The following is a 25,041-nucleotide window of genomic DNA, read 5'->3' on the forward strand; positions in this document are numbered from 1 at the left end:
GAGGTGGCACGGGTGTCCTGCCCGTACCACCGCCCGCGCCTGTTGGAGCACCTGAGTGGCCACGACCAAGCGAGATTACTACGAAGTCCTCAGCGTCTCCCGTACCGCGACGGGCGAGGAGATCAAGCGCGCTTATCGCAAGCTCGCGATGAAGTACCACCCCGATCGCGCCGGTGCCGATCAGAAGGCCGAGTACGAGGTGCACTTCAAGGAGTGTGCCGAGGCTTACGAAGTCCTTTCCGACGACACCAAGCGACAGCGCTATGACCAGTACGGCCATGCGGGCGTCGGCGGGCAGCACGACTTCTCCCACATGGACGTCGGGGACATCTTTTCGATGTTCGGCCTCGACGAACTGTTCGGCGGTGGTCGACGCCGGGGTGGCGGCGGCGGAGCGGGTGGAAGGCCGCGCGGGTTCGACCTCGAAACCCAGGTCGAGCTCACCCTCAACGAGATCGCCAACGGCACCGAGAAGACGATCGAGTTCGAACGCCAGGACGCCTGCGAAAACTGCAAGGGCTCCGGCGCTCGCCCCGGCTCATCACCGATCGTCTGCCCGCAGTGTGGCGGGCAGGGTCGCGTCGCACAGCAGGGCTTTGGCGGCATGTTCCGCATGGTCACGACCTGTCCCAACTGCCGCGGCAAGGGGAGCGTCGTCAAGGAACACTGCGTCGCCTGTGCAGGCAGCGGGAAGAAACAGAAGCACCGCGTCGTCAATGTGAAGATCCCCGCCGGCGTTCATGAAGGACAGGCGGTTCGCGTTGCCGGCGAAGGCGAGGCCGGTGACGGCCCCAACGCTCAGCCCGGCGACCTGCACTGCTACATCGCGATCAAGCCGCACCCGATTTTCACCCGCCACAACAACGACCTGGTCTGCCAGGTGCCCGTGTCGTTCGCCCAGGCGGCGCTCGGCGGCAAGATCGAAGTGCCCACGCTCAAGGGGCGCGAGCAGCTCGATATCCCCGGCGGCACCCAGCACGGCGAAGTGTTCAAGCTCAAGGGCAAGGGCCTGCCCGACATTCGCAGCCATCGCACCGGCGACGAGCTGGTTCAGATCCTGATCGAGATCCCCAAAAAGCTGACCGACCGTCAGAAGCAGTTGCTCAAGGAGTTCTCCGAGCACGATAGTGCCGACGGCGACCACCTTCCGCAGCGCAAGGGTTTTCTCGATAAGTTAAAGGAAGTCTTCAAGGGCGAGTAACGAAGGTGTTCACTGTCATGAATCAACTTTCCCCGGCGACAAACGGGAATGGAAGCAACCGGCATGATTTACCGCCGCTTGCCAGTGACAAGGGACAAACGACAAAGGACCAACCCAGATGACCCGCATCCCCATCAACGACAACGATCCCGAGCAGGCCAATACGGCAGCCGCCGACCAGGCCGAAGAACTGTTCGAGCCCGATCCGGAAGCGCCGGGTGCCACCGACGACGAACTGGCGAAGGTCAAAGCCGAGCGCGACGACTTCTACAACCGCCTGGCCCGCGCGACTGCCGACTTCAAGAACACCCAGAAGCGGCTGCAGGACGAGTTCGACCAGCGCGTGAAGTACGCCAACCAATCGCTCATCAAGGAGCTGTTGCCGGTCATCGACAACTTCGAGCGAGCATTGGCGGTTGACCCTGCGAAGGTCGATTCTGCGAAGATCCTGACCGGCCTGCAACTGGTTCACGACCAGTGGCTGTCGGCGCTGAAGCAGAACAAGGTCGAAGAGATCGCCCCGCAGCATGGCGAAACGTTCGACCCGACCCGCCACGAGGCACTGATGCAGCAGGACGCCCCGCCGGAGTTCGTCGGAAAGGGTACCGTTGTGCTCAACCTGTTCCAGAAGGGCTACGCGCTGCACGGCCGTACGCTCCGCCCGGCACAGGTGGTGGTCAGCAAATCGTAAGGATGAAGGCGGTAGGACGAAGGATGAACCAGTCCTTGGTCCAGCCGCATCACACTTCATCCTTCATCCCTCTGCCTTCATCATTGGATCCCCATGCCCACCTACGAATACCACTGCGACGCCTGTCAGCACGACTTCGAGAGCTTTCACTCGATGTCGGCGCCGCCGGTTAAGAAATGCCCCAAGTGCGGCAAGAACAAGGTGCGCCGGCTGATCGGCGCGGGCGCCGGCCTGATCTTCAAGGGCAGCGGGTTCTACATCACCGACTACCGCGACGCCGGCTACAGCGAGAAAGCCAAGGCCGACGCGGCTCCTGAAGCCAAGTCGTCGAGCGGGGACGGCAAGTCGTCGGACGCCAAGTCGTCCGATGGCAAGACTGAGACCAAGGCCGAGTCCAAGCCTGCCGAGACCAAGTCCGCCGATACCGCTGCCGCGCCCAAGGCCGAATCCAAGCCGGCGCCAAAGTCGGAACCCAGGGCTTCCTCCAGCGCGTCGAAGAAGAAGTCGAAGTAGTTGTCTGAACCGGGCTGTCGTGTGGACAGGCCGGGATCCGCGGCAATCAGATGGGAGTCGTGATGGCCTCAACCGCCTGCCCCATCTGCAAGAAGCCCGTACCCATCCCTCGCGACGACGAGCCGATGGGTCGATTCCCGTTCTGCTCGGAGCGTTGCAAGCTGGTGGACCTCGGCCGATGGCTTGATGGGAAGTACCAGATCCCCGTGGCCAAGGACGACGACGAGGAAAAGGACACACCCGACTTCGAACTGGAAGACGACTAACGGCCGGGCGGCGACAATTCCGACATTTCCCGTCGTCCCGCGACGAAGCCATTGGTGCGGCAGTCCGGCCGGTATCCCCCGCTGCCACCAAGACTGACCGTTTCTTGCAGCAAAGCCCCACGATTTCTGCTTCGCTGGTGCCGTCAGGGCCGGTTCGACCCTGCCGCCCCGATAGACCGGACGACCCCACCCGCCGCTCGCAACTCCTGCGTTGACAAGTCGATCGTCGATTGTGCGGCGGGGCCTGCCCACTATAATGCGGGCGTCGGCGGATAATGCGTCAGCGGTCGTGCCGCGCCACATCCCACGCCGACACAGGGACAAGGAGAGCCGCCCATGGCGGAAGAATCGCAATCCAACTCACCGACCGTTCTGCGCTCGATCAACTGGCGGGAAGTCTTCCCGTTCACCAACATCTTCCGGGGGTTCCGCATTGCGGTGCACCCGTCGAAGCTGGTGCTCGGGTTGCTCGCGCTGCTCTCGCTGTACCTCGGCGGGCGCGTGATGGACGCCATCTGGCCCACCGGATCGCTGGCCAACCCGGGAGAGATCGCGGCGTATCAGTCGTTCGTCGACGCCACGCCCAAGGCGGACTTCTCGGAAAAGATCAAGAAGGACCGCGAGGGGATGGAAGCCCGCTACGGCAGCATCCTTCGTCAGGCCGGCATCCTGACCGATGACGCCGCAATCAAGGAAGCGGCCAAGAAGTTCGCCCGGCGCAGCGAACTGGAGAGCAAGCGGATGTGGATCGCGAACACCGCGATCGAAGAAGCCGCCAAGGCCAAAACCAAGGCGATCGAGGAAGCGAACAAGCTCGACACGGAAAAGAAGAAGAAAGGCATCGAAGACGCCGAGGCCGCCTACAAGAAGGCTTTCCTTGAGAACAAGTCCGAGGCCGGTTCCGACATTGCCCAGTTGCGCAGGGTCGTGCCCGAGGGCATCTTCAAAGCGTTCTTCGAATACGAAGTGCAGCAGGTCAACGGCGTCGCGTATGCGGTCTGGCAGAATGAATGGCTCGCCAAAGGCGGCGTCAAGGATTGCGTCGTCAACTTCTTCTCGGTGGGGCCGGTCTGGCTCTGGAAGTATCACACGGTTTACGCGGTGATCTTCACCGTGCTGTTCCTGCTGGTCTGGGCGGTCTTTGGCGGGGCGATCAGCCGTATCGCCGCGGTGCATGTGGCCCGTGACGAGAAGATCTCCGTCCGCCAGGCCCTGCGATTCAGCCTGAACAAGGTGCTCAGCTTCATCTTCGCTCCGGTGATTCCGCTGGTGATCGTTGCGATCATCGGGCTGGTGATTGCCGTCGGCGGGTTGCTGCTGTACATCCCGGTCGCGGGCCCGATTGTCGTCGGTGCGATGTTCTTCCTGGCGCTGACCGCGTCGGTGGTCATCACGCTGGTGCTGTTCGGGACGATCGGCGGCTTCGGCCTGATGTACCCGACGATCGCGGTCGAAGGGTCCGACAGCTTTGACGCCATCAGCCGCAGCTTCAGCTATGTCTTTGCCCGTCCCTGGCGGATGGTGTTCTACACCGCCGTCGCGATCGGATACGGGGCGTTCACTTACCTGTTCGTGCGGTTCTTCGTCTGGATCGTCCTGCTGGTGACGCACACCTTCGCGGGCCTGTTCCTGAGCGGTGCCGAGAGCGGCGGGACGGCGTACTGGTTCAGCCAGATGTGGCCAGAGCCGGGCACGTTCTTCAGCTTCAAGCTTCCTTACGAGGTCAACTACGCCGGCCTGGCATGGTCGGAGAGCGTCGCTTCGTTCCTGATCAGCTTCTGGGTCTATCTGCTGATTGCCCTGGTCGGTGCGTATGCGATCAGTTACTTCCTATCCGTCAGCACGATCCTGTACGCGTTGATGCGGCACGAGGTCGACGCGACTGAAATGGAAGACGTCTACGTCGAAGAGATGGAAGACGATCTGGCCGATATCGCCCCGGCGACTCCCGCGGCTGCCCCCGCCGCCTCGACCTTCTCGCCGGCGACGATCCAGGGCACGACGGCCGACGTCAAGCCGCCGGAAGGCCAAGCCTGAGTTGACCTCATTCGCTGAAGCACAAAGGGCGCAGACCTTCGTTGGTCTGCGCCCTTTTTCATGCGCCCTGATCGACATCTCTCTGTACGACGCCGATAAAACCGAGCACGATCATCAGGATGGCGATGAACGCCCAGAACCATTTCTCCGGGCTGCTGGTGGACCACTTGCCAAGCTCGAACGCCAGAAAGATCACGCCGCCAATGGCGGCGACGGCGGAGTAAAGTCGCTTGGGTTTCTTTCGTTGAAGCATGGGTTGCTCAACTATAGGGCCGCTCGCTTGATTTCAACCGACCCCTGCAAGCGTTAGACTTTCGCTCGTGCTCACACTTCTCGTTATCCAGGGCCCCGACAAGGGCCGTCGGTTTGAACTTCCCGATGCGCCGACGTTCTGCGGCCGCGACAGCCGTTCGCTTCCCCTGACCGACAACACCGTCAGCCGACGACATTTCGAACTGCTTCCCGCCGACGGCGACTGGATCCTGAAGGACCAGGGCAGCGCCAATGGGACGTACGTCAACGGCGGCCGGGTCATGGATCGCCGGCAGCTCAAGCTCGGCGACCAGATCCGCGTCGGGCGGACGATCATGGTCTTCGGCGCCCAGCCCGGCGTGTCGCGCGTCAGCGGACAGCAGGTGAGCCTTGCCGGCGAGGAAGCCGGCATGGACTCCTCCATCATGCACGCCATCCCGTCGAACGAAGATTCGATGGTGCTCGCCGTCCCCGAACCCGCGGCGGCGGCGGTATCGAACCTCCGCGTGCTCTACCAGCTCGCGGCGGCGCTGGGCACCGGTTTCGACCTCCAGCAGATTCTTGAAGTCGTGATGGACCTGGTCTTCGAATACGTCAAAGCCGACCGCGGCATCGTGCTGCTGCTGGACGAGAAGCAGAACCAGCTCATCCCCCGCGTCGTGCGGACCCGCGACGATGAATCCAGCCGCAGCATCAACAACGGCGATCCGGCCGAAGCCGCCGCACCCAAGATTCAGGCCTCGCGGACGATCATCAACCACGTCATCAATACCGGCGAAGGCGTGCTCTCGAGCAACGCGATGGCCGACCAGCGGTTCAGCAAGGGCAAGAGTGTTCACAGCCTGGGCATTCGTTCGGCGCTGTGCGTGCCGATCAAGGCTCGCCGCCTCGATGCCCGCGACCAGCGCACCGATGAGACTCCCGACGCCGCCGCCGGCATCATGGGCGTGATCTACATCGACAGCTCGGTCAAGAATTACACCTACGCGCCCGACCAGCTCCGGTTGCTGACCGCGATCGGCCTGCAGGCGGGCCTGGCGATTCAGAATGCGCGGCTCTACCAGAACCAGTTGCAGGCCGAACGACTTGCCGCGATCGGCGAAACAACCGCCGCGTTGTCACACTCGATCAAGAACATTCTCCAGGCGCTCCGCGGCGGGGCCGACGTGGTCGAGATGGGCATCAAGGGTGCCAATCTGCCGCAGGTCGGCAAGGGCTGGCGGGTGGTCGAGCGCAACCTCGACAAGATCTACCACCTGACGATGAACCTGCTCAGCTACAGCCGCACCCGCGAGCCGACGCTGGAGTTCGTAAACCCCAAGGTGCTGATCAACGAATGCGTCGAGCTGGTCAGCCCCAACGCCAGTCAGCAGGGCGTAATGGTGGTCGCCGACATCGACGCCGACCACCCGGCGATTCCGATGGATGCCGCCGGCATGCACCAGGTCCTGATGAACCTTCTGGGCAACGCCCTGGACGCCGTCGAAGGGGGCAAGGGCCTGATTCGTGTCGAATGCCACTACAGCGCGGCGAATCGTGAGTCGGTGATCGAGGTCATCGACAACGGCGTCGGCATCACGCCGAGCATGATGAGCCACATGTTCGAGCTGTTCCACTCGACCAAGGGGAACCGTGGAACAGGTTTGGGCCTGGCCGTCGCGAAGAAGATCGTGGACGAACACGAAGGGACGATTTCCGTCAGCAGCCAGCCGGGGCAGGGGACGACATTCTCGATCAGGCTGCCGGTGTATCACGAGAATCTGACGGACCCGAGTCATACACACGGACCGCGATAGCCGGCAGCGTTATTGCACCGGCTTTCTCGAGGGCCTGGCGTGCTCGGCCGTCGTTTGTTTTGCCCGTCGGCCATATCGGGTTCCTTCGCCGCTGTCGGCGTTGGCACCGGCCAGCGGACCGGTCTTTTTCATGGCTGCGGTTGCCTGCGCGGCACGCACGTCATCCAGCGGCTTCCACCACGCCTTCTTGATGCCCTGCTCAATGAGCTTCACGCACTGCTTCGGGCTGTCGACCACGCGGAAGATGTCGATGTCTTCGGGGTCGACATAGCGCGGCAGCAGTGTCTTGCGCATCCATTCGACCAGTCCGCCCCAGTAATCGCTGCCGTAAAGGATGACCGGGAACGGCTCGCACTTGAGCGTTTGGATGAGCGTGACGGTCTCAAAGAACTCATCGAGCGTCCCAAAGCCGCCGGGGAAACAGACGATCGCTGACGTGTACTTCAGGAACATCACCTTGCGGGCGTAGAAGTAATGGAAGTCCAGGCTGATGGTCTGGTAGGCGTTGCCTTCCTGCTCCTGCGGCAGCGTGATGTTGCAGCCGACGGAGGTGCCGCCGGCATCGAACGCCCCTTTGTTGCCGGCTTCCATGATGCCCGGCCCGCCGCCGGTGATGACGGCGTAGCCGTCTTTGGCGAGCAGATGGGCCACCTTCTCGGCGGCCTTGAAGTCGGCGTGATCGGGGTCGGTCCGGGCAGAGCCGAAGATCGACACGGCTTTGCCGATACCGCCGAGGGCTTCAAACCCTTCGACGAACTCTGACATGATCCGAAAGATCCGCCAGGAGTCTTTGCCATCGATCGAGAATTCGGCGGATTTCTTTGGCATGATTCTCGCCTGCGCGGGGTTGACCGAAAACGAGCAGAGACGCGGCTGCCGGTTCGCGAAGGATTCCAGATCTTTCGGCGTACATCAGAAGTTGAGAGTTCTCAAGGAGCCGCGCACGAAGTAAGCGGGGGTGTGCCGCCGCTTCTGGCAATTTCCCGCTTACTTCGTGCGCGGCTCCTTAAGAGCAACACGTTCTCGGGATAACGGTCGAGCGTCGACGCATCGCTTCTTGTTACAGCCCCAGTTTCCCCTTCTTCTCCTCCCACTCGGCCGTCTCGCGTTTATTGATCGTGTCCAGCGGCTTGCCGCTCTTGATCGCTTCGATCTCCAGTCGCGTCAGGTGCATCGCGCCGAAGTGGTAATCCAGGAAAGCCTCGGCGGCGACGGGGACGATCGGGCGAATGAGCGCGAACATCGCCATCGCGTAATCGCGAATCTCCTGCTGGGCATGCGCGTCCATCCGCAGCGACAAAAAGTGCAGCAGGTTGTGCAGGTCGATCTTCCAGTACCACTCGGTGTACACACTCACCGGCAGTGCGATGCGGGCCAGCTCGCGGCTGACGCCCTTGGCCATGAACTCCTCGTACTTCTGGTGCGACTTCTCGATCTCGTCGAGCCAGGTGAGGAACTCCTCGGCCGTGCCGCTGTCGATCGGCTCTTCGCCGCCCTGGCGGTTGGTCATGCTCTGCTTGCGGACATTGCCGACGTCCGGCCGGTAGTAGCGGTCCTGAACGATGCTGTACCGGGCCGAGTATTCGTTGACGTTCGCCGTGCGGTGCCGAATCCACTGCCTCGCGATGAAGATCGGCATGACCTGGTGGAACTTGAACTCGACCATTTCGAATGGCGTGGTGTGCCGGTGACGGGCGAGGTAGCGAATCAGCCCGCGGTCTTCGTTCACCTGCTTGGTCCCAGCGCCGTAGCTGACGCGCGCCGCCTGCACGATCGCAAAATCGGCCGTCTTGCCGACGGGGGCCAGGCGGGGCATGGTGTCGACCAGCGCAACCAGGCCGTGGTCGTGAACCTTCACCTCCCAGCGGGAAGCGCCGCCCATGACGTCGTAGGTGGGTTCCTCGAACGGCTTTTTCTCGATCGCGATCGAATCGAGGTGCTGGAGGGAAGGGATCGACTGGATGATCTGCGAAATCTTGTCGTCGGGGCGGTCGCTCATAGGTGCCGAGGATGATAGCGGCAGCGCGACCATCCGGCACGGACCGGGGCTTTAGAGAACAATGCTGCTCATGCCTCTCCACCGCATCGGGTAGTCGTTTTCGGCGTAAGAAGCCATTGTTGCAACGGACCTGATCGCGATCGCCAACAGAAACACATGCAGCAGGATGGGAAACCAGTACCACGCCCGCGGCTTGCGACCTGCGAAAAGCCGCCCGCAGATGATCAGTGTCATCCCCGAACCGACACACAAAAGCTGCATCGCCGGAACCAGCGTCGAGACGACTGGCTTGTAGTTGCCGCAGTGATCGGGGTACTTCCAGACTGGCAGCATCAGTCCCGTCAGACACAATCCAATGAACGCGATCACCCCGCCGATGCGGATCATCGGCGGAAGTTTCTCCCGCGTCGCGGCATTGGCGTAGGTCAACGTCAGGGCCGGATTCGGTTCGGAGATGAGGATTGGGGAGGGTAGCGCGGTCATATCAGTTGTATCGGGTGAATTGGACCGTTGGTGAAACTGCCCGGGAACGCCGAGCGCCTGCTCGGCTCTTCGGACACACGAAAGCATGCCGAGGAGGCGCTCGGCGTTCCCAGGAATCGATCGGCGCGCCACACTCTTCTCGAACACGATTACCGGACCGCTTGAACTCCCAGACTCCCGCGGCGATTCTGTGCTTCTGCAACGCCACCCATGACCTCCACCCCCCGCGTGCAAATCCTCAATGTCCGCAAGCAGTTCGCAGCTACCGCGGGGCGGACGAGTTCCGAGCGGGACAACGTCGCCGTCAATGACGTCTCGCTAGACATTGCCGCCGGCGAGTTCTTCTCGCTGCTGGGTCCCAGCGGGTGCGGGAAGACGACGTTGCTGCGTATCCTGGCCGGGTTTGAGACGCCGGACGCGGGCAAGATCATGATCGATGGCGTCGACATGACCAATGTCCCGCCGAACCGGCGGCCGACGAACCTGGTCTTCCAGCACTATGCCTTGTTCCCCCACCTGAGCGTTGAGAAGAACGTGGCGTTCGGGCTGGGCTACCAGAAGATCCGCGGCGATGAAGCCCGGCAGCGCGTGGCCGCCGCACTCGAACAGGTACAACTCATCGGCTTCGAGAACCGCAAGCCTCACCAGCTTTCCGGCGGGCAGAAGCAGCGGGTGGCGCTGGCGCGGGCGCTGGTGTTGCGGCCGAAGGTGCTGCTGCTGGATGAGCCGCTATCGGCGCTCGACCAGAAGCTGCGGCGGGAGATGCAGGTGGAACTTAAGCACCTGCAGCGGAGCCTGGGCATCACGTTTGTCTTCGTGACGCACGACCAGGAGGAGGCGCTGGTGATGAGCGACCGAATCGCCGTCATGAACGCCGGGCGGCTGGAACAGGTCGGCCCGTCGGCCGAGGTGTTCGAGCGGCCGCGAACGGAGTTCGTGGCGCGGTTCATGGGCGCGGCGAACTTCTTCAACGGTGGCGCCCGGCGGTTCATTGTTCGGCCGGAGAAGCTTTCGCTCCGTCCGGCGGATGCTTCAGTGAACGGCCAACTCGTCAGCCGGCCGGTGACCGTCGTCGAACGGCTCTACCAGGGCTTGAGCACGACATGGACAGTTCGAGAGGCGGGCGGGGGCGTGCTCAGCGTTTACGAGCAGAACTCGGCCGCGACGCAGCAAGGCTCACTCGTCAGCGAAGGGCAGCCCGCGCTGCTGTGCTGGGATCGGTGTCATGAAGTTGAGATGGAAGCGAAAGGCGAATAGGGATTCTTGCCTGTCACTCGGGACCGAGTTGGCGTTCGAATACAGTTTTCGGGTGGCATGGGCAAGCGTACTCGCTTGCCCGTGAGGGACGCCAACCGACGTTCGACACGGGCAAGCGAGTACGCTTGCCCATGCCACCCAACTCTGCCGCAGCGAACTCAATCCTTCTCTCCCCATACCTTGGGCGTCTTGAAGCCAGCGGCTTTGGGCGCGCTCTTGGGCGCGACGGCCTGGGCGGCGAGTACGTCGTACCGTGCTCGCAGTTCCTTCACCTTGTCGGGGTTGGCCTCGGCGACGTTGGTCTTCTCGGACGGGTCTTTCGCGACGTTGAACAGCTCGATCTGCGGACCGCCGTCGGCTCGCCTGGCCTGGCGCTTCTGGCGCGGTCCGCCTGCGGCAGGGGCATCGGCGGCGGGCTTTGCGGCCGCCGCGGGGTTGGCGTCGGCAGCGGTGGGTTCGGGCCCCTCGGTTTCGCTGATGTTCCCGCCGATGACCAGCTTCCAATCCCCCATCCGAATCGCGCCGCGGCCGGGGGCGGTGTTGTGCAGGATTTCCTTCCGCGGCGAGGTCTGACCGCTCGCGATCGTCGCCCAGACGTCCATCCCATCCAGTGGCAGCTTCTGCTCCACCTTCGCCCCGGCTAGTTTCAGCAGCGTGGGGTACATATCGACGACGTGCATCGGTTGATCGACGACACTACCCGGTTTGATGTGCCCTTCCCACGCGGCCACCGCACACACGCGAACGCCGCCTTCGTAGACGGTTCCCTTGCCGGCGCGGAGCGAGCCGTTGTCGGTGACCTTGCCCGGGCTCGGGCCGCCGTTGTCGCTGTGGAAGACGATCAGCGTGTTCTTCCGCAGGCCATTGTCGTCGATCGCCTTGAGGATCTTGCCGATCGCCTCGTCCATCGCGGCGAGCATACCGGCGTAGGTTTTTCGCGTGCCCTTCAGGTTGTCGTAGGGCTTGGTGTATTCGTCGGGAACCTGGTGCGGGGCGTGGACCGCATTGAACGGCACATACAGGAACAGCGGCTTGTTCTTGTCGCGCTCGTTGATCAGGCGGACGGCTTCCCTGCCGATCAGGTGGGTGCTGTAGCCTTCGTCGCGGTTGACCTTGTCGTTCTTGTGCCAGTCAAAGCCGCCGTCGCGGATGTGGGTGTTGTAGTCGATCGCGCCGTTGTAGTGGCCGTACTGGTGGTCAAAGCCGCGGGCTGTCGGGAGGTACGCCGGCGTCACGGTTCCCAGATGCCACTTGCCGACGATCGCCGTCTCGTAGCCGGCGGATTTCAAGCCCTGCGGCAGGGTCTGCTCTTCCAGCGGCATGCCGTACTCGGCCCACGGCCGGACCACGCCGACCTGCAGGCCCATTCGCATCGGGTAACGGCCGGTCATGAACGACGCCCGCGTCGGCGAGCAGACGGGTTGGACGTAGAACTGTTTCAGGATCGCGCCAGCCGCGGCGATGCTGTCGATCGCGGGGGTCTTGATCTCCTTGCCGCCGTTGAACCCGGCATCGGCGTAGCCCATGTCATCGGCGATGATATAAACAATGTTCGGCCGGGCGCCCGCATCATCAGCGAGCATCGGCCTGGCCAGGAGTGCAATCGCCAGCAGACATAAGACCGTCGTCACTCGTTTCATTGCTCGCTCCTGTTGATCGCAACACACCATCGCCTGGCGGAAGAGACGCTACGTCACCCGCGTTTGATCGCGAACTTCCACGCCTGTGGCGTCCACGCGCCGGTTTCCCAGGAATCCTTGGTGGCAAACTCCCGGACGACCATCTCTTTCGCGCCGATCTCGAAGTGCAGGATCGCCTGCGTGGCGCTGTGATAATGGCCGGCGTTATCCGTGTTGAAGTAGTTAACGCCGCCGACGGCCGGTTCTTTTGGTGTTCCGTCCCAACGGGCAATTTTTCTGACGTGGGTATGGCCGAAAAGGGCGCCGATCACGTTGTACTTCGCCAGTGCCTGGTGATAGCCCTTCACATCGCACGGGTCCCACTCCGGGTTGCCCTTGGGCAGTTCCTGGCCGCAAGGCTGGCTGTAGCGGGCCATGTCAACGTGGTGGGTGACGACGACCGGCGCGCCGCTCTCGCCGACGTTTTTTGCCAGGTAGTCTTCCAGGAAGCCCAGGCTCCCCTTGGGGTCGTAGCGTCGGGCGCGGCTGACTTCCTTGGATCCGCCGACGACGATTCCGAGGTTCAAAAAGTGCACGCCGCCCCAGTTCCAGGCGTAGTGCAGGCCGTTGTCGGAGGCGGTCTTGATCGCCTTTCGCTTCTTGTTGCGGTTGATGATGTCGGCGACGACCGGCCCGTCGCCGCGCGGGCCGTCATGGTTGCCGTGAATCTCGAACACCGGCCATTTCAGTTTGGCGTCGCCGCCGTTGAGGCCCCAATCAGCCAGGAACGCGGCCCACTCCGTGTCCTGCATCTTGCGGGCGGTGGCCGCGGCGCCTTTGTCGCCGGAGTCGATCAGGTCGCCGGCGTGGATGACGCCCATCGGCGTCGGCACGGTCGCTCCCGGTCCGCCGGCGGCGTCGGCCGAGATCGCCGTCCCGGGGAGCTTGTTGAGCCAGTCGATCAACCGGCTGTTGGTCTGCTGCGACGCTTCGTCGAGCTTGTCCGGAGCTTCCTTCGGTGCGTAGTAGTGCGTGTCGCCGACGAGAAAAAAGGACACGGTCGTCGGCGACGCCGGGGCGTCGCCCCGCGTCAGCCCTGGCAGCGCGAGCGTACCAGCCCCGGCGACGGCAGCCTTGAGCAGGCCACGGCGGGACCAATGGCTTGGGACCACGGCAGGATTCGACGACGGTTCCTCGATGCGGTTTTGCATAAGAGCGGTCTTTCGTCATGGCGGGTGGTGCCCGCGGCTACGGGGCCAGTGTGACGCGTTGCTGCAATGGACTTACAGCGATCGTCGGTCGGCGTCGCTGTGTCATGTGGTTTTTGGTCATTCCGCCAGGCCGCGGAAGCCCCGACCAGCGAGGAACAACCATTTCGCTGGCATCACGGAATGGTTTCGGCGAAACTTTTAACAGGCGGGTGCCGACCAACGCCGTGCCCTTCCCCCTGTATTGCCCTGAGGATGATGTCATCGGCTTGGAGACCCGGGATGAAATTACTACGTTACAATAAGCACCGCGTCGCCTGCCTGGCCCTTGCCGCGGCCGCCGGTCTGGCAGTTTTCACCGCCAGCGGACGCGCCCAGCAGCAGCCAGCCGACCCGACAACCGAAGTTCGTCCCGGGCATTCGGTTCACGGCGACACATTCGACGAAGGCCCCCGCCGCGCCGCGCCACTGATGGTCGGCACGGGTGATGTGCACTTCCCGGTCACCACGCGAAGTGAAGAAGCGCAGAAGTTCTTCGACCAAGGGGTCGGCCAGTTACACGGGTTCTGGTATCTCGAAGCCGAGCGATCCTTCCGCCATGCCGCATCGATCGATCCCACCAGCCCGATGACGTACTGGGGCATGGCGATGGCGAACTACAAGAATCCCAAGCGGGCGAAGGTCTTCATTGACGAAGCCTCGCATCGCATGACGCAGGTGAAGGTCCAGCCGATTGAAGAAGCGTGGATCAAAGCCGTCGCTTCGATGTACGTGCCCGACATCAAGCCGGACCAGAACCGCAAGAAGAAGTTCGTCGAAACGCTCGGCAAGATGCGCGAGTCGTTCAAGGACGATATCGAGCTCAAGGCGTTCTCGGTCTTTTTCATCTGGGAGTACAAGACCGGCGACAAGAACACCGCCCAGTTGCTGGACGAGGTCTTTGCGGTCAACCCCCGACATCCCGCGCATCATTATCGCATTCATCTGCTGGACGGCGGTAAGGCGAAAGACGCGCTGGCCTCGGCGGCGATCAACGGCCCCGCGGCCGCGGGCATTGCCCACATGTGGCACATGCCGGGGCACATCTATTCGTCGCTCCAGCGCTACGGCGATGCTGCCTGGCAGCAGGAAGCGTCGGCCCGGGTCGACCACGCGTACATGATCCGCGACCGGGTCATGCCCTACGAGATCCACAACTACGCGCACAACAATGAATGGCTCATTCGCGACCTGATGTTCGTCGGGCGTGTGTCCGATGGCATCGACCTGGCGAAAAACATGGTCGAGCTGCCGCGGCATCCGAAGTACGGCGCCAGCAGTAACCGAGGGACCGGTGCCGAGTACGGATACCAGCGGCTGATCGACGCCCTCTCGCTTCACCAGATGTGGGACGATTACCTCGACGCCTGCGGCTCCGGATATCTGCCCGCCAACGAAGGCGACAATGACCATCAGATCCGGCGGCTGCGGTTCAAAGGCGTTGCCCACGCCGCGCTCGGCCAGGTCAAAGAGGCGCAAAGCGTCATCGCCGAGCTGAAACAGATGAAGGCCAAGGCGGCACCGGCACCGGCGGCCGCGCCAGCGACGCGCCCTGCGGCGGTCGTGTCGTCGACTCCGGCGACACCGCCGGCATCGCCGAAACCCGCGACCAAGCCCGCAGGCGCGACGCCTGCCCCTCAACAAGCAGTTGCCAATTCGGGTGACCAGCGCCCGCCGGCGATGATCAAGGCCCTGGCGGCCGCCAAGGCAGCGACCCAGCCCGCGGTCGCGTCGGCGACAAAGCCCGCGACCGCACCCGCCGTCGCCGGTCGCCCGGGCCGCGGAGCGCCGGCTTCGGGTCCCGGTGCCAGCTTCGACCGCGCCATCGAACACATCGAAGGCCAGCTCGCCCTGACCGCCAAGGACTACCCCAAGGCGATCAAGCTGCTGACATCGGCGAACATCCGCCAGGAACACCTGAGCCTGGTCCACCTCGCCGCCGGCGACAACGCCAAGGCGATCGACCTGGCAAAAAAGGCCGCCGACAGCGCTAAGGGGCAGACCTATCCGCTGGCCAACTACGTAAAGGTCCTCTTCAACACCGGCAAAAAGGACGAAGCCAAGGCACAGCTCGAAAAGCTCAACGAACTGGCGTTTTTCGTGGATCTGAAAGTCGAGCCTTACAAGTCGATCGGCCCGATCGCCAAGGCGTTCGGTGTGACGAAGGACGACTGGCGTCCGGAATACAAGCCGGCGAAAGACCTCGGCGAGCGCCCGCCGCTCGACCAGCTCGGGCCGTTCCGCTGGCACCCTTCGCCCGCGCCGGCGTTCAGCGCCCCTGCCGCCGACGGGGCGGCAATCAACCTCGAATCCTACAAGGGCAAGCCGGTGGTAGTGATCTTCTACCTCGGCTACGGCTGCCTGCACTGCACGCAGCAGCTCGCGGCGTTCGCCCCGCTCGCCAAGCAGTACGCCGAGGCTGGCATCTCGCTGGTCGCGATCAGCACCGACGACCGTGAATCGCTGCACAAGGCATGGGAAGGTGCCAAGCTCCAGGACGCCGGCCAGTTCCCGTTCCCGCTCGCGGCCGATCCGAAGATGGACATCTTCAAGCGGTACAACTGCTATGACGATTTCGAGAAGTCGCCGATCCACGGCACGTTCCTGATCGACGGCAAGGGGCTCATCCGCTGGCAGGACATCAGCGCCGAGCCGTTCATGGATGGCGCATTCCTGTTAAAGGAAGCGAGGCGGCTGCTGGCGGCGGGGTGAATGACGCCGGCCGATGTGGCCCTCTGACGCACCGGCCGGGCGAGATCAGAGAGAAGGCTTGAAATCCCGGCGAAAGTTCTCTGAACAAACCCGGGCTCCGATTGGTACATCGGATTGATGAGACGTTTTGTTGTGCAACTAAGCCCCACCGTTCGTTCACTGTCGGCCGCGCTGGCGGTCTTCACCGCCGTTGCGATGTCCGTTCAGGTCGTGAATGCGGCCGAAGTCACCGGCGAAGCAATCTACACCCAGCAATGCGTCCGTTGCCACAGCCCCAGCGGTGGCGGAACGAAAAAGGCCGCACTTCCGCTGATCGGCGACAAGTCCCTGCCGCAACTGGCCCGCGTGATCCAGCGGACCATGCCCGAGAGCGATCCGGGCTCGCTGTCGCAGGCCGACGCCGCCAAGGTTGCCGAGTATGTCTACAAGGGCTTCTATTCCCCCGACGCCCAGGCCAAAGCCAACCCGCCGCGGGTAGACCTCGCCCGGCTGACCGTCCGCCAGTATCGCAACTCTGTCGCCGACCTGATCGGCAGTTTTCGGCAACCCATCAAACCGGACGACCGGCGAGGCTTGCGCGGCGAATATTTCGCGTCGCGCGATTTCCGGACCGATCGCCGGCTAATCGACCGGATCGACCCCGAGCTGAACTTCGATTTTCACGCCGACGGCCCGGCTGAGGCGGCTCCGCAGGACGTACGAGCGTCGAAAGACGACGGCAAATCCAAGTCGGGTACAGCCGCGAAAGGGGCACCCGAGTCCAAGGCGGCGGCAGGCCAAGACGACGGCAAGTCGAAGGACGGCTTCAATCCGCAGCAGTTCTGCGCCCGCTGGGAGGGGTCCGTGACCGCGCCGGAAACCGGGCCGTACGACTTTGTCGTCCGCAGCGATCAGGCCGTCCGCCTGTTCGTCAATGATCTGCGCACGCCGCTGATCGACGCGATGATCAAGTCCGGTTCGGACACCGAGTTTCGGGGCACCATTTTCCTGCTCGCCGGGCGGAGCTATTCGCTGCGGCTGGAGTTCTCGAAGGGTCGGCAACTGACGCCGGAGAATCTGCGCAAGCACCTGCCGCCGGTGCCGGCATCGGTGGCACTGTTGTGGAAGGCCCCGCACCGACCGGAGGAGATCATTCCGTCGCGGCACCTGTCGGCGGGCCGGTCGGCGGAAGTCGCGGTGATCGAAACGCCTTTTCCGCCCGACGACCGAAGCTACGGTTGGGAGCGCGGCACGACGATCTCGAAGGAATGGTTCGCGGCGACGACAGGCGGCGCGCTCGAGGCGGCCGGCTACATCGCCGCGCGGCTTCCGGAACTGTCGGGCGTGCAGGACAACGCGTCCGATCGGGCGATCAAGCTGCGAGCGTTTTCCAAGACCTTCGCCGAGCGGGCGTTTCGGCGGCCGCTGACGGACGCAGAGAAGAAGCGGTACGTCGATTCGCAGTTCGACGCTGAGCCGAACGATCCGCAACTGGCGGTTAAGCGATCGGTGCTGCTGGTGCTGAAGTCGGCACGGTTTCTGTACCCGGCGTTGTCGGACATGCCGCCGCAGTACGCCGCCGCGTCGAAGTTGTCGTACACCCTCTGGGATTCGTCGCCGGACAAGCTGCTGATGGATGCTGCCGCGGCAGGAAAGCTCGGCACGCGCGACGAGCTTCGCCGGCACGCCGAGCGCATGCTGGCCGACCCCCGCGCTCGGACGAAAGTTCGCGAGTTTATGTTCGCCTGGCTGCACGTCGACCACTCGCCGGAAGTGGTGAAAGATGCCAAGCGGTTCCCGGGGTTCGATGCCAAACTCGCCGCCGACCTGCGGACATCGCTGGAGCTGTTCCTCGACGACGTCGTCTGGAGCGAGGCCTCGGATTTCCGCCAGTTGATGCTGTCCGACCAGGCTTACTTGAATGGCCGGCTCGCAAAGTTCTACGGGGCAGGCCTTCCGCCGGACGCCGGGTTTCAAAAGACGACCTTTGACCCGGGGCATCGGTCGGGGGTGGTGACGCATCCCTATCTCTTGTCGGTACTTGCGTACGCCGGCGAGAGCTCGCCGATCCACCGCGGTGTCTTCCTGGTGCGGGGGATTCTGGGTGTCTCCCTGCGGCCCCCGAATGAAGCTTTCGTACCCCTGCCGCCGGACAAGCACCCCGATCTGACCACCCGCCAGCGGGTTTCACTGCAGACCAAGGGGGAGTCATGCATCGGCTGTCACGGGGTCATCAACCCGGTCGGATTCGCGCTGGAGAACTTCGATGCAGTCGGCCGACATCGGGAGAGGGACGCGAGCAAGCCGATCGATGTGACCGGAGAATATGAGACGCGGGCCGGCCCCATCGCAAAATTCGACGGCCCCAAGCAACTCGCGACCTATTTGGCCGGTAGTGAAGACGTGCATGGGGCTTTCGCCCAGCAGATGTTTCAGCATCTTGTGAAACAATCGGTCCGTGCCTATGGCCTGCAAATGCCGGCCGAACTGCGGAAAACGTTCGTCCAGAACGGCTATAGTGTGAAGAAGTTGATTGTGGAGATCGCCGCAACCGCGGCTGAGAAGGTAGTCAGTAGTCAGTAGAGATTCGCGAGTCCTTTGTCCTCTCTGACGACTGACCACCGACTACTGGCTACTCCATCGCAAACGGAGTGATTAATGTCCCGTACTCGCCGCGAATTCATCCGAGACCTTGGCCTTAGCGCCGCGGCGATCCCGTTCGTGCTGAACCTGCCGAGCCTTGCGTTCGCCAACCAGGCGAAGCGCAAGCAGCGCGTCATTTTCATGTTCAGCCCCAATGGCGTGGTCCGGAAGAACTTCTGGCCGGACAAAGACGGTAAGGACTTTGACCTCAAAGAGATCCTGCAACCGCTGGCGCCGTTCAAAGACCGCACGCTGATGCTTAACGGCATGAGCACGCTGGTCCGCGGCGACGGCGACGGACACATGCGCGGCATGGGCTGCCTCCTCACCGGCACGGAACTGTTCCCCGGTAACATCATGGGCGGTGGCAACACGCCCGCCGGCTGGTCCAAGGGCATCTCGATCGACCAGGAACTCAAGAACTTTCTGCAAAAGAACCCGGCGACGAAGACGCGTTTCGGCTCGTTGGAGTTTGGCGTCATGGTCCCCGAACGGGCCGACACCTGGACCCGGTGGAGCTATGCCGGTCCGAACAAGCCGGTCACGCCGATCGACGATCCGTACCAGATGTTCGCAAAGCTGTACGGCAAGGCGAAAGACCAGGAAGCGCTCTCGAGCGTACTCGACGGCATCAAGGACGACCTGAAGAAGGTCGGAGCGGCCGTCGGTGCCGCCGACCGCAGGCTCATCGAAGAGCACGCGACCTTCGTCCGCGAGATGGAAGAAGAGCTGAAGCAGGCCAAGGCGGCGGCTTCCCACCCTGTGCCGGTGATCGAACCGGGCGTGCGCAAGGACAACGACAACATCCCGCAGATCAGCAAGGTGCAGATCGACCTGATGGTCAACGCGTTCGTGGCCGATTTCACCCGCGTCGCGTCGATGCAGTACACGCATAGCGTCGGCGGGGCGCGCATGAAGTGGCTCGGCATCACCGAAGGCCATCACACGCTCTCCCACGAGGGCAACGACAAGATTCCGGCCCAGGAAAAACTGACCAAGATCAACAAGTGGTTCTGCGAGCAGCTGGCTTACATGGCCAAACGCCTTGCCGAGACCCCGGAGCCCGGCGGCCAGGGCAGCCTGCTCGACAACACCACCATCATCTGGACCAACGAGCTCGGTGAAGGCAATTCGCACTCGCTGGACAATATCCCGTACGTGATGGTGGGCAACGGCCTGAACTTCAAGATGGGCCAGGCGATCACGTATCCCAAGCGCACCGCGCACAACCGCCTGCTGATGTCGATTGCACACGCGTTCGGACATGAGGTGAAGACGTTCGGCAGCGCAAACTTCTGCGGCGACGGGGCGCTGACGGGTTTGACCTGATCGGCGGTCAACGAAATGCGGGGCCTTGAAGAGGTGCTCCAAGGCGCGGCGAGTTCGTTCGTCGACCAGTTGCGCGGGTCTGATGCCCTTGACGCCAGTCAACCAATCGGCCTCGGTACCTGGAGGACTCCGGCGGGCAGGCGGGTCAGGAACTTAGGATGTCGCCCCACGAAACGCCTACAATCTGTCGCAATTTACGCCACCCCTTGAAATAGCCGATGATCTTGTCATGATGTGTGCGGGTTGAACCGGGCACGACCTGCACTTCGCAGTAGAATCGATCCGATAAACCGAATCGGCCGTTGAGATGAGCTCGCTGTAGTCGGCAGGTATTGTGCCGGAAGTGGTCTGCCGCATGGATGCGGGTTTGACCGGCAGTTGAAGCGACGTCAGGGATGACAGATGACGTCGTCGGGGCCGGTAGTTTCCTTCTTCCATGCTGGATGATTTCACACCACGACGGTGTGTTTGACCGCGCAAGCCATGGCCTGTTGAGGGCCTGTGTTGTGCGAGCTGTCCTGATGTCTATCAGGATGACGGTGTGAGACGTTCTCCCCGGCGGGAGGGCGTGAAATGGCAGTGAGTTCGATGTTGAAGCTCGAAAGTGATTGAAGTCCGGGCGGTATCCGGACCGTTTTGAGGGTCATCAAACCAATAGGACGGGGTAAGAGTCAGCGACGCACCAGCGAACGGAGTCGTTTTAAGGGATGGGCAGTGTAGCCGGGCCCTATGGACGGGGTCCTTCATTGCACCTCGCGTCGCGTACCGCCGGGCCTTGTTTAGCGTGTTGAGGCAAGTATGAGTCGTTCCTTGGAGCACCGGCGTCCGCCGGTCGTTCTTCAGTCCCCCGTGATTCCCGACCGCCGTCGCGACAGCCGTAAGCCGCTGCAGACGCGGAGCACGGTCGTCGTTCTCGACGGCCCGGACGCCAACACAACCCATGACGTGCTCACGCGCGACATGTCGTTCAGTGGCGTTTCTTTCCAGCTGAAGCTGCCGCTGAATGTCGGTTGGCGCGTCCGCCTGGATGTGCCCGGCCCCGGCAACAGCCTGACCCGCCGCACCGCCGAGGTCGTCCGCAGTCGCCCCCTGTCGAACGGCAAGTTCGAGATGGCGGTTCAGTTCCGCTCCGCATAACGCGACGGTCGAAAGTGGAATGCCGACCTTTGGTGCAACGCATCGGGTTTGCCGGCACCAATTCGACGATCCACAATCGACAATCAACCCGCTCCGAGTTCCAATTCCGACATGAGCCTTCTCGCTCGCGTCGCGACCGTCAGTCCCTTCGGACCGATTTTCGGCAAAGAGCTGCGCGTCACCAGTCGGCGAAAGCGCACCTATCTGCTGCGCGTCGGCTATCTCTCGCTGCTGCTGCTGGCGCTGTTGCTGGCGTACGCCAGTTCCGGCCGGTCGTATGGGGGTGTCGCCGCGCAGATGCAGCGGCAGGCGGCACTGGGGACGGCATTCTTCGTGGCGTTCACGATCTTCAGCGTCGGGGCAATGGGCCTCATCGGCCCGGTCCTGACCGCCAACGCGATCGGCGCCGAAAAGCTCGCCAAGACCCTCCCCGTTCTGCTCATGACGCCGATCACCGCCTGGCAGGTGGTCAGCGGCAAGCTCTTCAGTCGCGTGCTGGTCGCGCTCATGCTGCTGGGCCTGAGCCTGCCGGTGCTGGCGCTGTGTCGGCTTCTGGGCGGCGTGGAACTGCGGCAGATGCTCGCGGTGCTGTCGATTGCGACCAGCTTCGTCATCTCGTGCGCGGCGATCGGCCTGTTCCTGTCGCTTTTCCTGAACCGCGCCGCGATTGTCATCCTGCTGGCGTACGGCATTCTCGGGGTGCTGTACATCCTTGTGCCGGTCGTGCTGGTAGCGATCTTTGACATCGGCAAAGGCGGGCCCCGCGGCGGACTGGGCGGGATGCAGTTTCTGATGGCGCTCAACCCATTCGGCTGCGCCGCGATGATGTGCGAACCCCGCATCGGCAACTTCCTCGGGGATACCTGGATTGCCTGCGTGATCGTGCAATTGGCGTTCGCCGCGGGGCTGGTAGGGCTGACGTCGATCCTGCTCCGTCGACAGTTCCGCAATGCCGGCGAGAAGCCGATCGCGATGCCCGCTGCCGCCGGTCCGAGCTTCGTTCCCCAGCCGCCATCGCTACTGCCATCTCAATTACCGCCGCCGCTGCCGGCTTTTGGCGAGTCCTCTGAGCCCGCACTGCCGCCTGTAAGGGTCGCCTCCGGCCCGCCTCCGATCGTGACCTACGTCGCCCCCATGACGGCCATCGCCGCACTTCCGACCCGCGAGGTCGGCGACAACCCCGTCCTGTGGCGCGAGCTGCGCCGGCCCCTGTTGCCGAAGTTCTGGCAACGGCTCGTCGCCAGCCTGGCGGTCATGGCCATCATGCTGTTGATTTATGCCGTCCTGGCCGAAGGCAACGACCTGGACGACGTAGACGTCCAGGGCGGCTTCGCGTGCGTCTTCTTCGGTGTCTGGTGGCTGCTGTCGGCGGTGCTGTCTGCGACCGCGATTTCCCAGGAAAAAGAGACCGACACTTGGACGCTGCTCATGGCCGCCCCCATGTCCGGCAGCGATATCGTCTGGGGCAAGGTCGTCGGCCTGCTCCGCCGGATGATGTGGCCGACCATCCTGATGTGCGTCCACTTCCTGCTCTTCGTGATCGGCGGCGTCATCCCGCTCTGGTCGATCCTGTTCGTCATCCTGATGACCGTCGCGTGCAACAGCATCTGGCTGGCGACTGGGGTCTGGATCTCATTGCGGATCAAGAAGGTCACCTTCGCGGTCATCGCGAACCTGATGCTCGCGATCATCGCGTACGGCGTGGTGCCGCTGATGGTGCTGATCCCCGCCGAACTGCTCACCCGTCGCGGCGAACGCCTGGCCCAGCACACGGCGTGGTACATCCCTTACTTTTACCTGGCCGAGGGTTTCGAGGGGATTCGCCGGACGGACAACAACTGGAAGAACAGCTATTACGAGAATGGTCGCTACATCACGGAGAGCTCGTCGAGAGCGTATCACCTTCCTGGGAGCGAACGCGTCGGTTCTGTCGGGTTCGTGTCGATCGCGGCCGGCTGCGCGGCGATCCATCTGCTGCTGGCGTTCCTGATCCTGCGACGGACGGCCGACAACTTCGACGAGATCGTCGGCCGGGCCGGCAAACGCCGATTCGTCGGCGTTACCGATACCGACGACGCGCTGCTGCCGGTCGGCACCAGCGCGCCATCCGAAGCGGCCGGCAGGGGTGGTATCGTCGCCGCGTCCGCCGCGACGTCGGCCCACCCGGCCGCTCTTTCCGACGAATCTCCCGATCTGTATGCCTCGTTCGGTCGCCGGGCGGTCGCGGCGACGGTCGATACTGCGATCGTCATGTTCGCCTGCTCGGTGGTGGGCTTGGTCTGGGGCGTGATTAACGTGCTGACCGAAGCCGTGGACGAACTGGACGAGAGCGTGACCCACCGCGTGATGCTCAACCACCTGGGTGTTGCCATCCTGGTGAGCTTCGTGGTCGGCGTGTTTTACTGGGCGGCGTTCGAGTCATCCCGCCGCCGGGCGACGCCGGGCAAGCTGCTGATGGGCATCTTCGTCGCCGACCTGGAAGGCCGCCGGCTGAGTTTCGGCAAGGCGCTCGTCCGGCACGTCGGCAAGCTGGTGTCGGCCCTGACGGCCGGCGCCGGATTCCTAGAAGTCCTCTTCAACCGCCGCCGCCAGGCGATGCACGACCGAATGGCGGGCGCGGTGGTGCTGAGGAAGTGAATTTGTCACTGGTCACCGGTCACTGGTCACTGGTCACTGGTCACTGGCTGCGCTGCGCGGCAACCCGTAGGGTCCGCCTTGGCGGACGCGGTCGCTCGAATTGGCATCCGATGTCCACCTTGGCGGTTCGCTCGCGTTGGTGTTCGCTCGCGTCCGCCAAGGCGGACCCTACGGGTTGCCGCGCAGCGCAGCCAGTGACAAGTGACAAGTCACCAGTGACAACCGATACTCCCCCGAATGCCCTTTCGCATTCTCGCTCTCGGCGACATCGTCGGCCGGCCCGGACGGATGGTCGTCCACCGCAAGCTCGCCGAACTCGTCCGCACCCAGAAGATCGACCTCGTCGTCGCCAACGGTGAAAACATCGCCGGCGGTAGCGGCATCACCCAGAACTTGTTCCACAAGCTTCGCAGCTACGGCGTGGACGTCATCACCCTCGGCGACCACGTCTTCAAGAAGGTCGATATCCTCCCGACGATGGCCTCCAGCGAACGGCTCGTACGCCCGGCGAACCTCTCCGAAGGCGCGGCCGGCCGTGGGCATACCGTGATCAGCACCAACGCCGGCGTTCAGGTGTGCGTCTTCTCGGTGCTCGGTCGCATTTTTATGAATAACCTGCCGGCGAACGACCCCTTCGCCGCCGCCGACCGTGTGCTGGCGACGATTCCCAAGTCGGTGAAGATCTGCGTCTGCGACGTCCACGCCGAGGCCTCGAGCGAGAAGGTCGCGATGGGGCATTACCTCGACGGACGGGTGAGCTTTATCTTCGGCACGCACACGCACATCCCCACCGCCGACGCCAAGATCCTGCCCGGCGGCAGCGCGTTCATCAGCGACCTGGGCATGTGCGGCCCCTACGATTCGGTGCTGGGCCGGCGGAAAGACCGCGTGGTGCGGTACATGACCACGAACATGCCGCAGCCGTTCGATGTCGCCACGGGTGACGTACGGATGTGCGGCGCGATCGCGGAGGTCGACCCGGAGACCGGGCGGGCGATCTCCATCGAACGCGTCGAGATCGCCGACGGCAACGCCGATGCGGCCTACGACTCCGACGACAAAACCCCGCCCGCGAACTACGGCGGCGGGGATTAGGGCACTATAACACGCGTCCCGGGTGGCAATGATGTTTGCCGATCGCGAAGGTTGCCGGTTGGAAGTCCGGTTTCAACACGAAGGCACGAAGAGCACGAAAGGCACGAAGAAATGGAGACGGCAGGCGGCGATCGAAAGCAGCTTCATT

At 63.3% G+C, this 25,041-nt stretch carries 19 protein-coding genes; 13 read left to right on the forward strand and 6 right to left on the reverse strand.

Annotated elements, in window-relative coordinates; translation table 11 throughout:
• Positions 1-55 precede the first annotated feature (55 nt).
• The 5 genes from dnaJ to IPV69_RS14130 all read left to right on the forward strand — a co-directional run bounded on the left by dnaJ (position 56) and on the right by IPV69_RS14130 (position 4,708).
• On the forward strand, positions 56-1,201 hold the full coding sequence (gene dnaJ / locus IPV69_RS14110; protein ID WP_206290324.1) for a molecular chaperone DnaJ: 1,146 nt from the start codon (positions 56-58) through the stop codon (positions 1,199-1,201).
• A gap of 118 nt (positions 1,202-1,319) precedes the next feature.
• On the forward strand, positions 1,320-1,892 hold the full coding sequence (gene grpE / locus IPV69_RS14115) for a nucleotide exchange factor GrpE (protein ID WP_206290325.1): 573 nt from the start codon (positions 1,320-1,322) through the stop codon (positions 1,890-1,892).
• A gap of 93 nt (positions 1,893-1,985) precedes the next feature.
• Positions 1,986-2,405, forward strand: a complete 420-nt coding sequence (locus tag IPV69_RS14120; RefSeq protein ID WP_206290326.1) for an FmdB family zinc ribbon protein — start codon at positions 1,986-1,988, stop codon at positions 2,403-2,405.
• 62 nt (positions 2,406-2,467) lie between these two features.
• Complete coding sequence (locus tag IPV69_RS14125; RefSeq protein ID WP_206290327.1) at positions 2,468-2,671, forward strand: DNA gyrase inhibitor YacG; 204 nt, start codon at positions 2,468-2,470, stop codon at positions 2,669-2,671.
• Positions 2,672-3,007: 336 nt separating this feature from the next.
• Positions 3,008-4,708 (forward strand): DUF1542 domain-containing protein, encoded by a 1,701-nt coding sequence (locus IPV69_RS14130; RefSeq protein ID WP_206290328.1) that lies wholly within the window; start codon positions 3,008-3,010, stop codon positions 4,706-4,708.
• Between the two features lie 58 nt (positions 4,709-4,766).
• Here the strand turns inward: IPV69_RS14130 and IPV69_RS14135 are convergent, their stop codons facing one another.
• Positions 4,767-4,961: a hypothetical protein gene (locus tag IPV69_RS14135; RefSeq protein ID WP_206290329.1), complete on the reverse strand. Its 195-nt coding sequence runs from the start codon at positions 4,959-4,961 to the stop codon at positions 4,767-4,769.
• 67 nt (positions 4,962-5,028) lie between these two features.
• Here IPV69_RS14135 and IPV69_RS14140 point away from each other — a divergent pair, with 67 nt between their 5' ends.
• A complete protein-coding gene (locus IPV69_RS14140) occupies positions 5,029-6,756 on the forward strand; it encodes an ATP-binding protein (protein ID WP_206290330.1) in 1,728 nt (575 codons plus the stop codon).
• A gap of 9 nt (positions 6,757-6,765) precedes the next feature.
• Here IPV69_RS14140 and IPV69_RS14145 read toward each other — a convergent pair whose 3' ends face one another.
• From IPV69_RS14145 to IPV69_RS14155, 3 genes are all read right to left on the reverse strand, one after another.
• On the reverse strand, positions 6,766-7,584 hold the full coding sequence (locus IPV69_RS14145; protein WP_206290331.1) for an LOG family protein: 819 nt from the start codon (positions 7,582-7,584) through the stop codon (positions 6,766-6,768).
• Positions 7,585-7,816: 232 nt separating this feature from the next.
• Complete coding sequence (gene thyX / locus IPV69_RS14150; RefSeq protein WP_206290332.1) at positions 7,817-8,755, reverse strand: FAD-dependent thymidylate synthase; 939 nt, start codon at positions 8,753-8,755, stop codon at positions 7,817-7,819.
• Between the two features lie 51 nt (positions 8,756-8,806).
• A complete protein-coding gene (locus tag IPV69_RS14155; protein WP_206290333.1) occupies positions 8,807-9,238 on the reverse strand; it encodes a hypothetical protein in 432 nt (143 codons plus the stop codon).
• A 210-nt stretch (positions 9,239-9,448) separates the two neighbouring features.
• On the opposite strand from IPV69_RS14155, the gene IPV69_RS27715 reads away from it, so the two are divergent.
• Positions 9,449-10,495 carry an ABC transporter ATP-binding protein gene (locus tag IPV69_RS27715; RefSeq protein WP_206290334.1) on the forward strand — a complete coding sequence of 349 codons (1,047 nt, stop codon included), beginning with the start codon at positions 9,449-9,451 and terminating at the stop codon, positions 10,493-10,495.
• A gap of 158 nt (positions 10,496-10,653) precedes the next feature.
• Here the strand turns inward: IPV69_RS27715 and IPV69_RS14165 are convergent, their stop codons facing one another.
• Entirely contained in the window at positions 10,654-12,135 is a 1,482-nt protein-coding gene (locus IPV69_RS14165; RefSeq protein WP_206290335.1) for an arylsulfatase, read from the reverse strand.
• 53 nt (positions 12,136-12,188) lie between these two features.
• Positions 12,189-13,325 carry a metallophosphoesterase gene (locus IPV69_RS14170; RefSeq protein ID WP_206290336.1) on the reverse strand — a complete coding sequence of 379 codons (1,137 nt, stop codon included), beginning with the start codon at positions 13,323-13,325 and terminating at the stop codon, positions 12,189-12,191.
• 279 nt (positions 13,326-13,604) lie between these two features.
• Between IPV69_RS14170 and IPV69_RS14175 the strand changes: the two genes are divergently transcribed.
• From IPV69_RS14175 to IPV69_RS14200, 6 genes are all read left to right on the forward strand, one after another.
• Positions 13,605-16,073, forward strand: a complete 2,469-nt coding sequence (locus tag IPV69_RS14175) for a peroxiredoxin family protein (protein ID WP_206290337.1) — start codon at positions 13,605-13,607, stop codon at positions 16,071-16,073.
• Positions 16,074-16,190: 117 nt separating this feature from the next.
• Positions 16,191-18,635: a DUF1592 domain-containing protein gene (locus IPV69_RS14180; RefSeq protein WP_206290338.1), complete on the forward strand. Its 2,445-nt coding sequence runs from the start codon at positions 16,191-16,193 to the stop codon at positions 18,633-18,635.
• A 75-nt stretch (positions 18,636-18,710) separates the two neighbouring features.
• Positions 18,711-20,024, forward strand: a complete 1,314-nt coding sequence (locus tag IPV69_RS14185) for a DUF1552 domain-containing protein (protein ID WP_206290339.1) — start codon at positions 18,711-18,713, stop codon at positions 20,022-20,024.
• Between the two features lie 798 nt (positions 20,025-20,822).
• A complete protein-coding gene (locus IPV69_RS14190; protein WP_206290340.1) occupies positions 20,823-21,161 on the forward strand; it encodes a PilZ domain-containing protein in 339 nt (112 codons plus the stop codon).
• 111 nt (positions 21,162-21,272) lie between these two features.
• Entirely contained in the window at positions 21,273-23,798 is a 2,526-nt protein-coding gene (locus IPV69_RS14195) for an RDD family protein (RefSeq protein ID WP_206290341.1), read from the forward strand.
• Positions 23,799-24,035: 237 nt separating this feature from the next.
• Positions 24,036-24,893: a TIGR00282 family metallophosphoesterase gene (locus IPV69_RS14200; RefSeq protein ID WP_206290342.1), complete on the forward strand. Its 858-nt coding sequence runs from the start codon at positions 24,036-24,038 to the stop codon at positions 24,891-24,893.
• Positions 24,894-25,041: the final 148 nt, after the last annotated feature.

This window comes from Humisphaera borealis (assembly GCF_015169395.1).
GTDB lineage: Bacteria > Planctomycetota > Phycisphaerae > Tepidisphaerales > Tepidisphaeraceae > Humisphaera > Humisphaera borealis.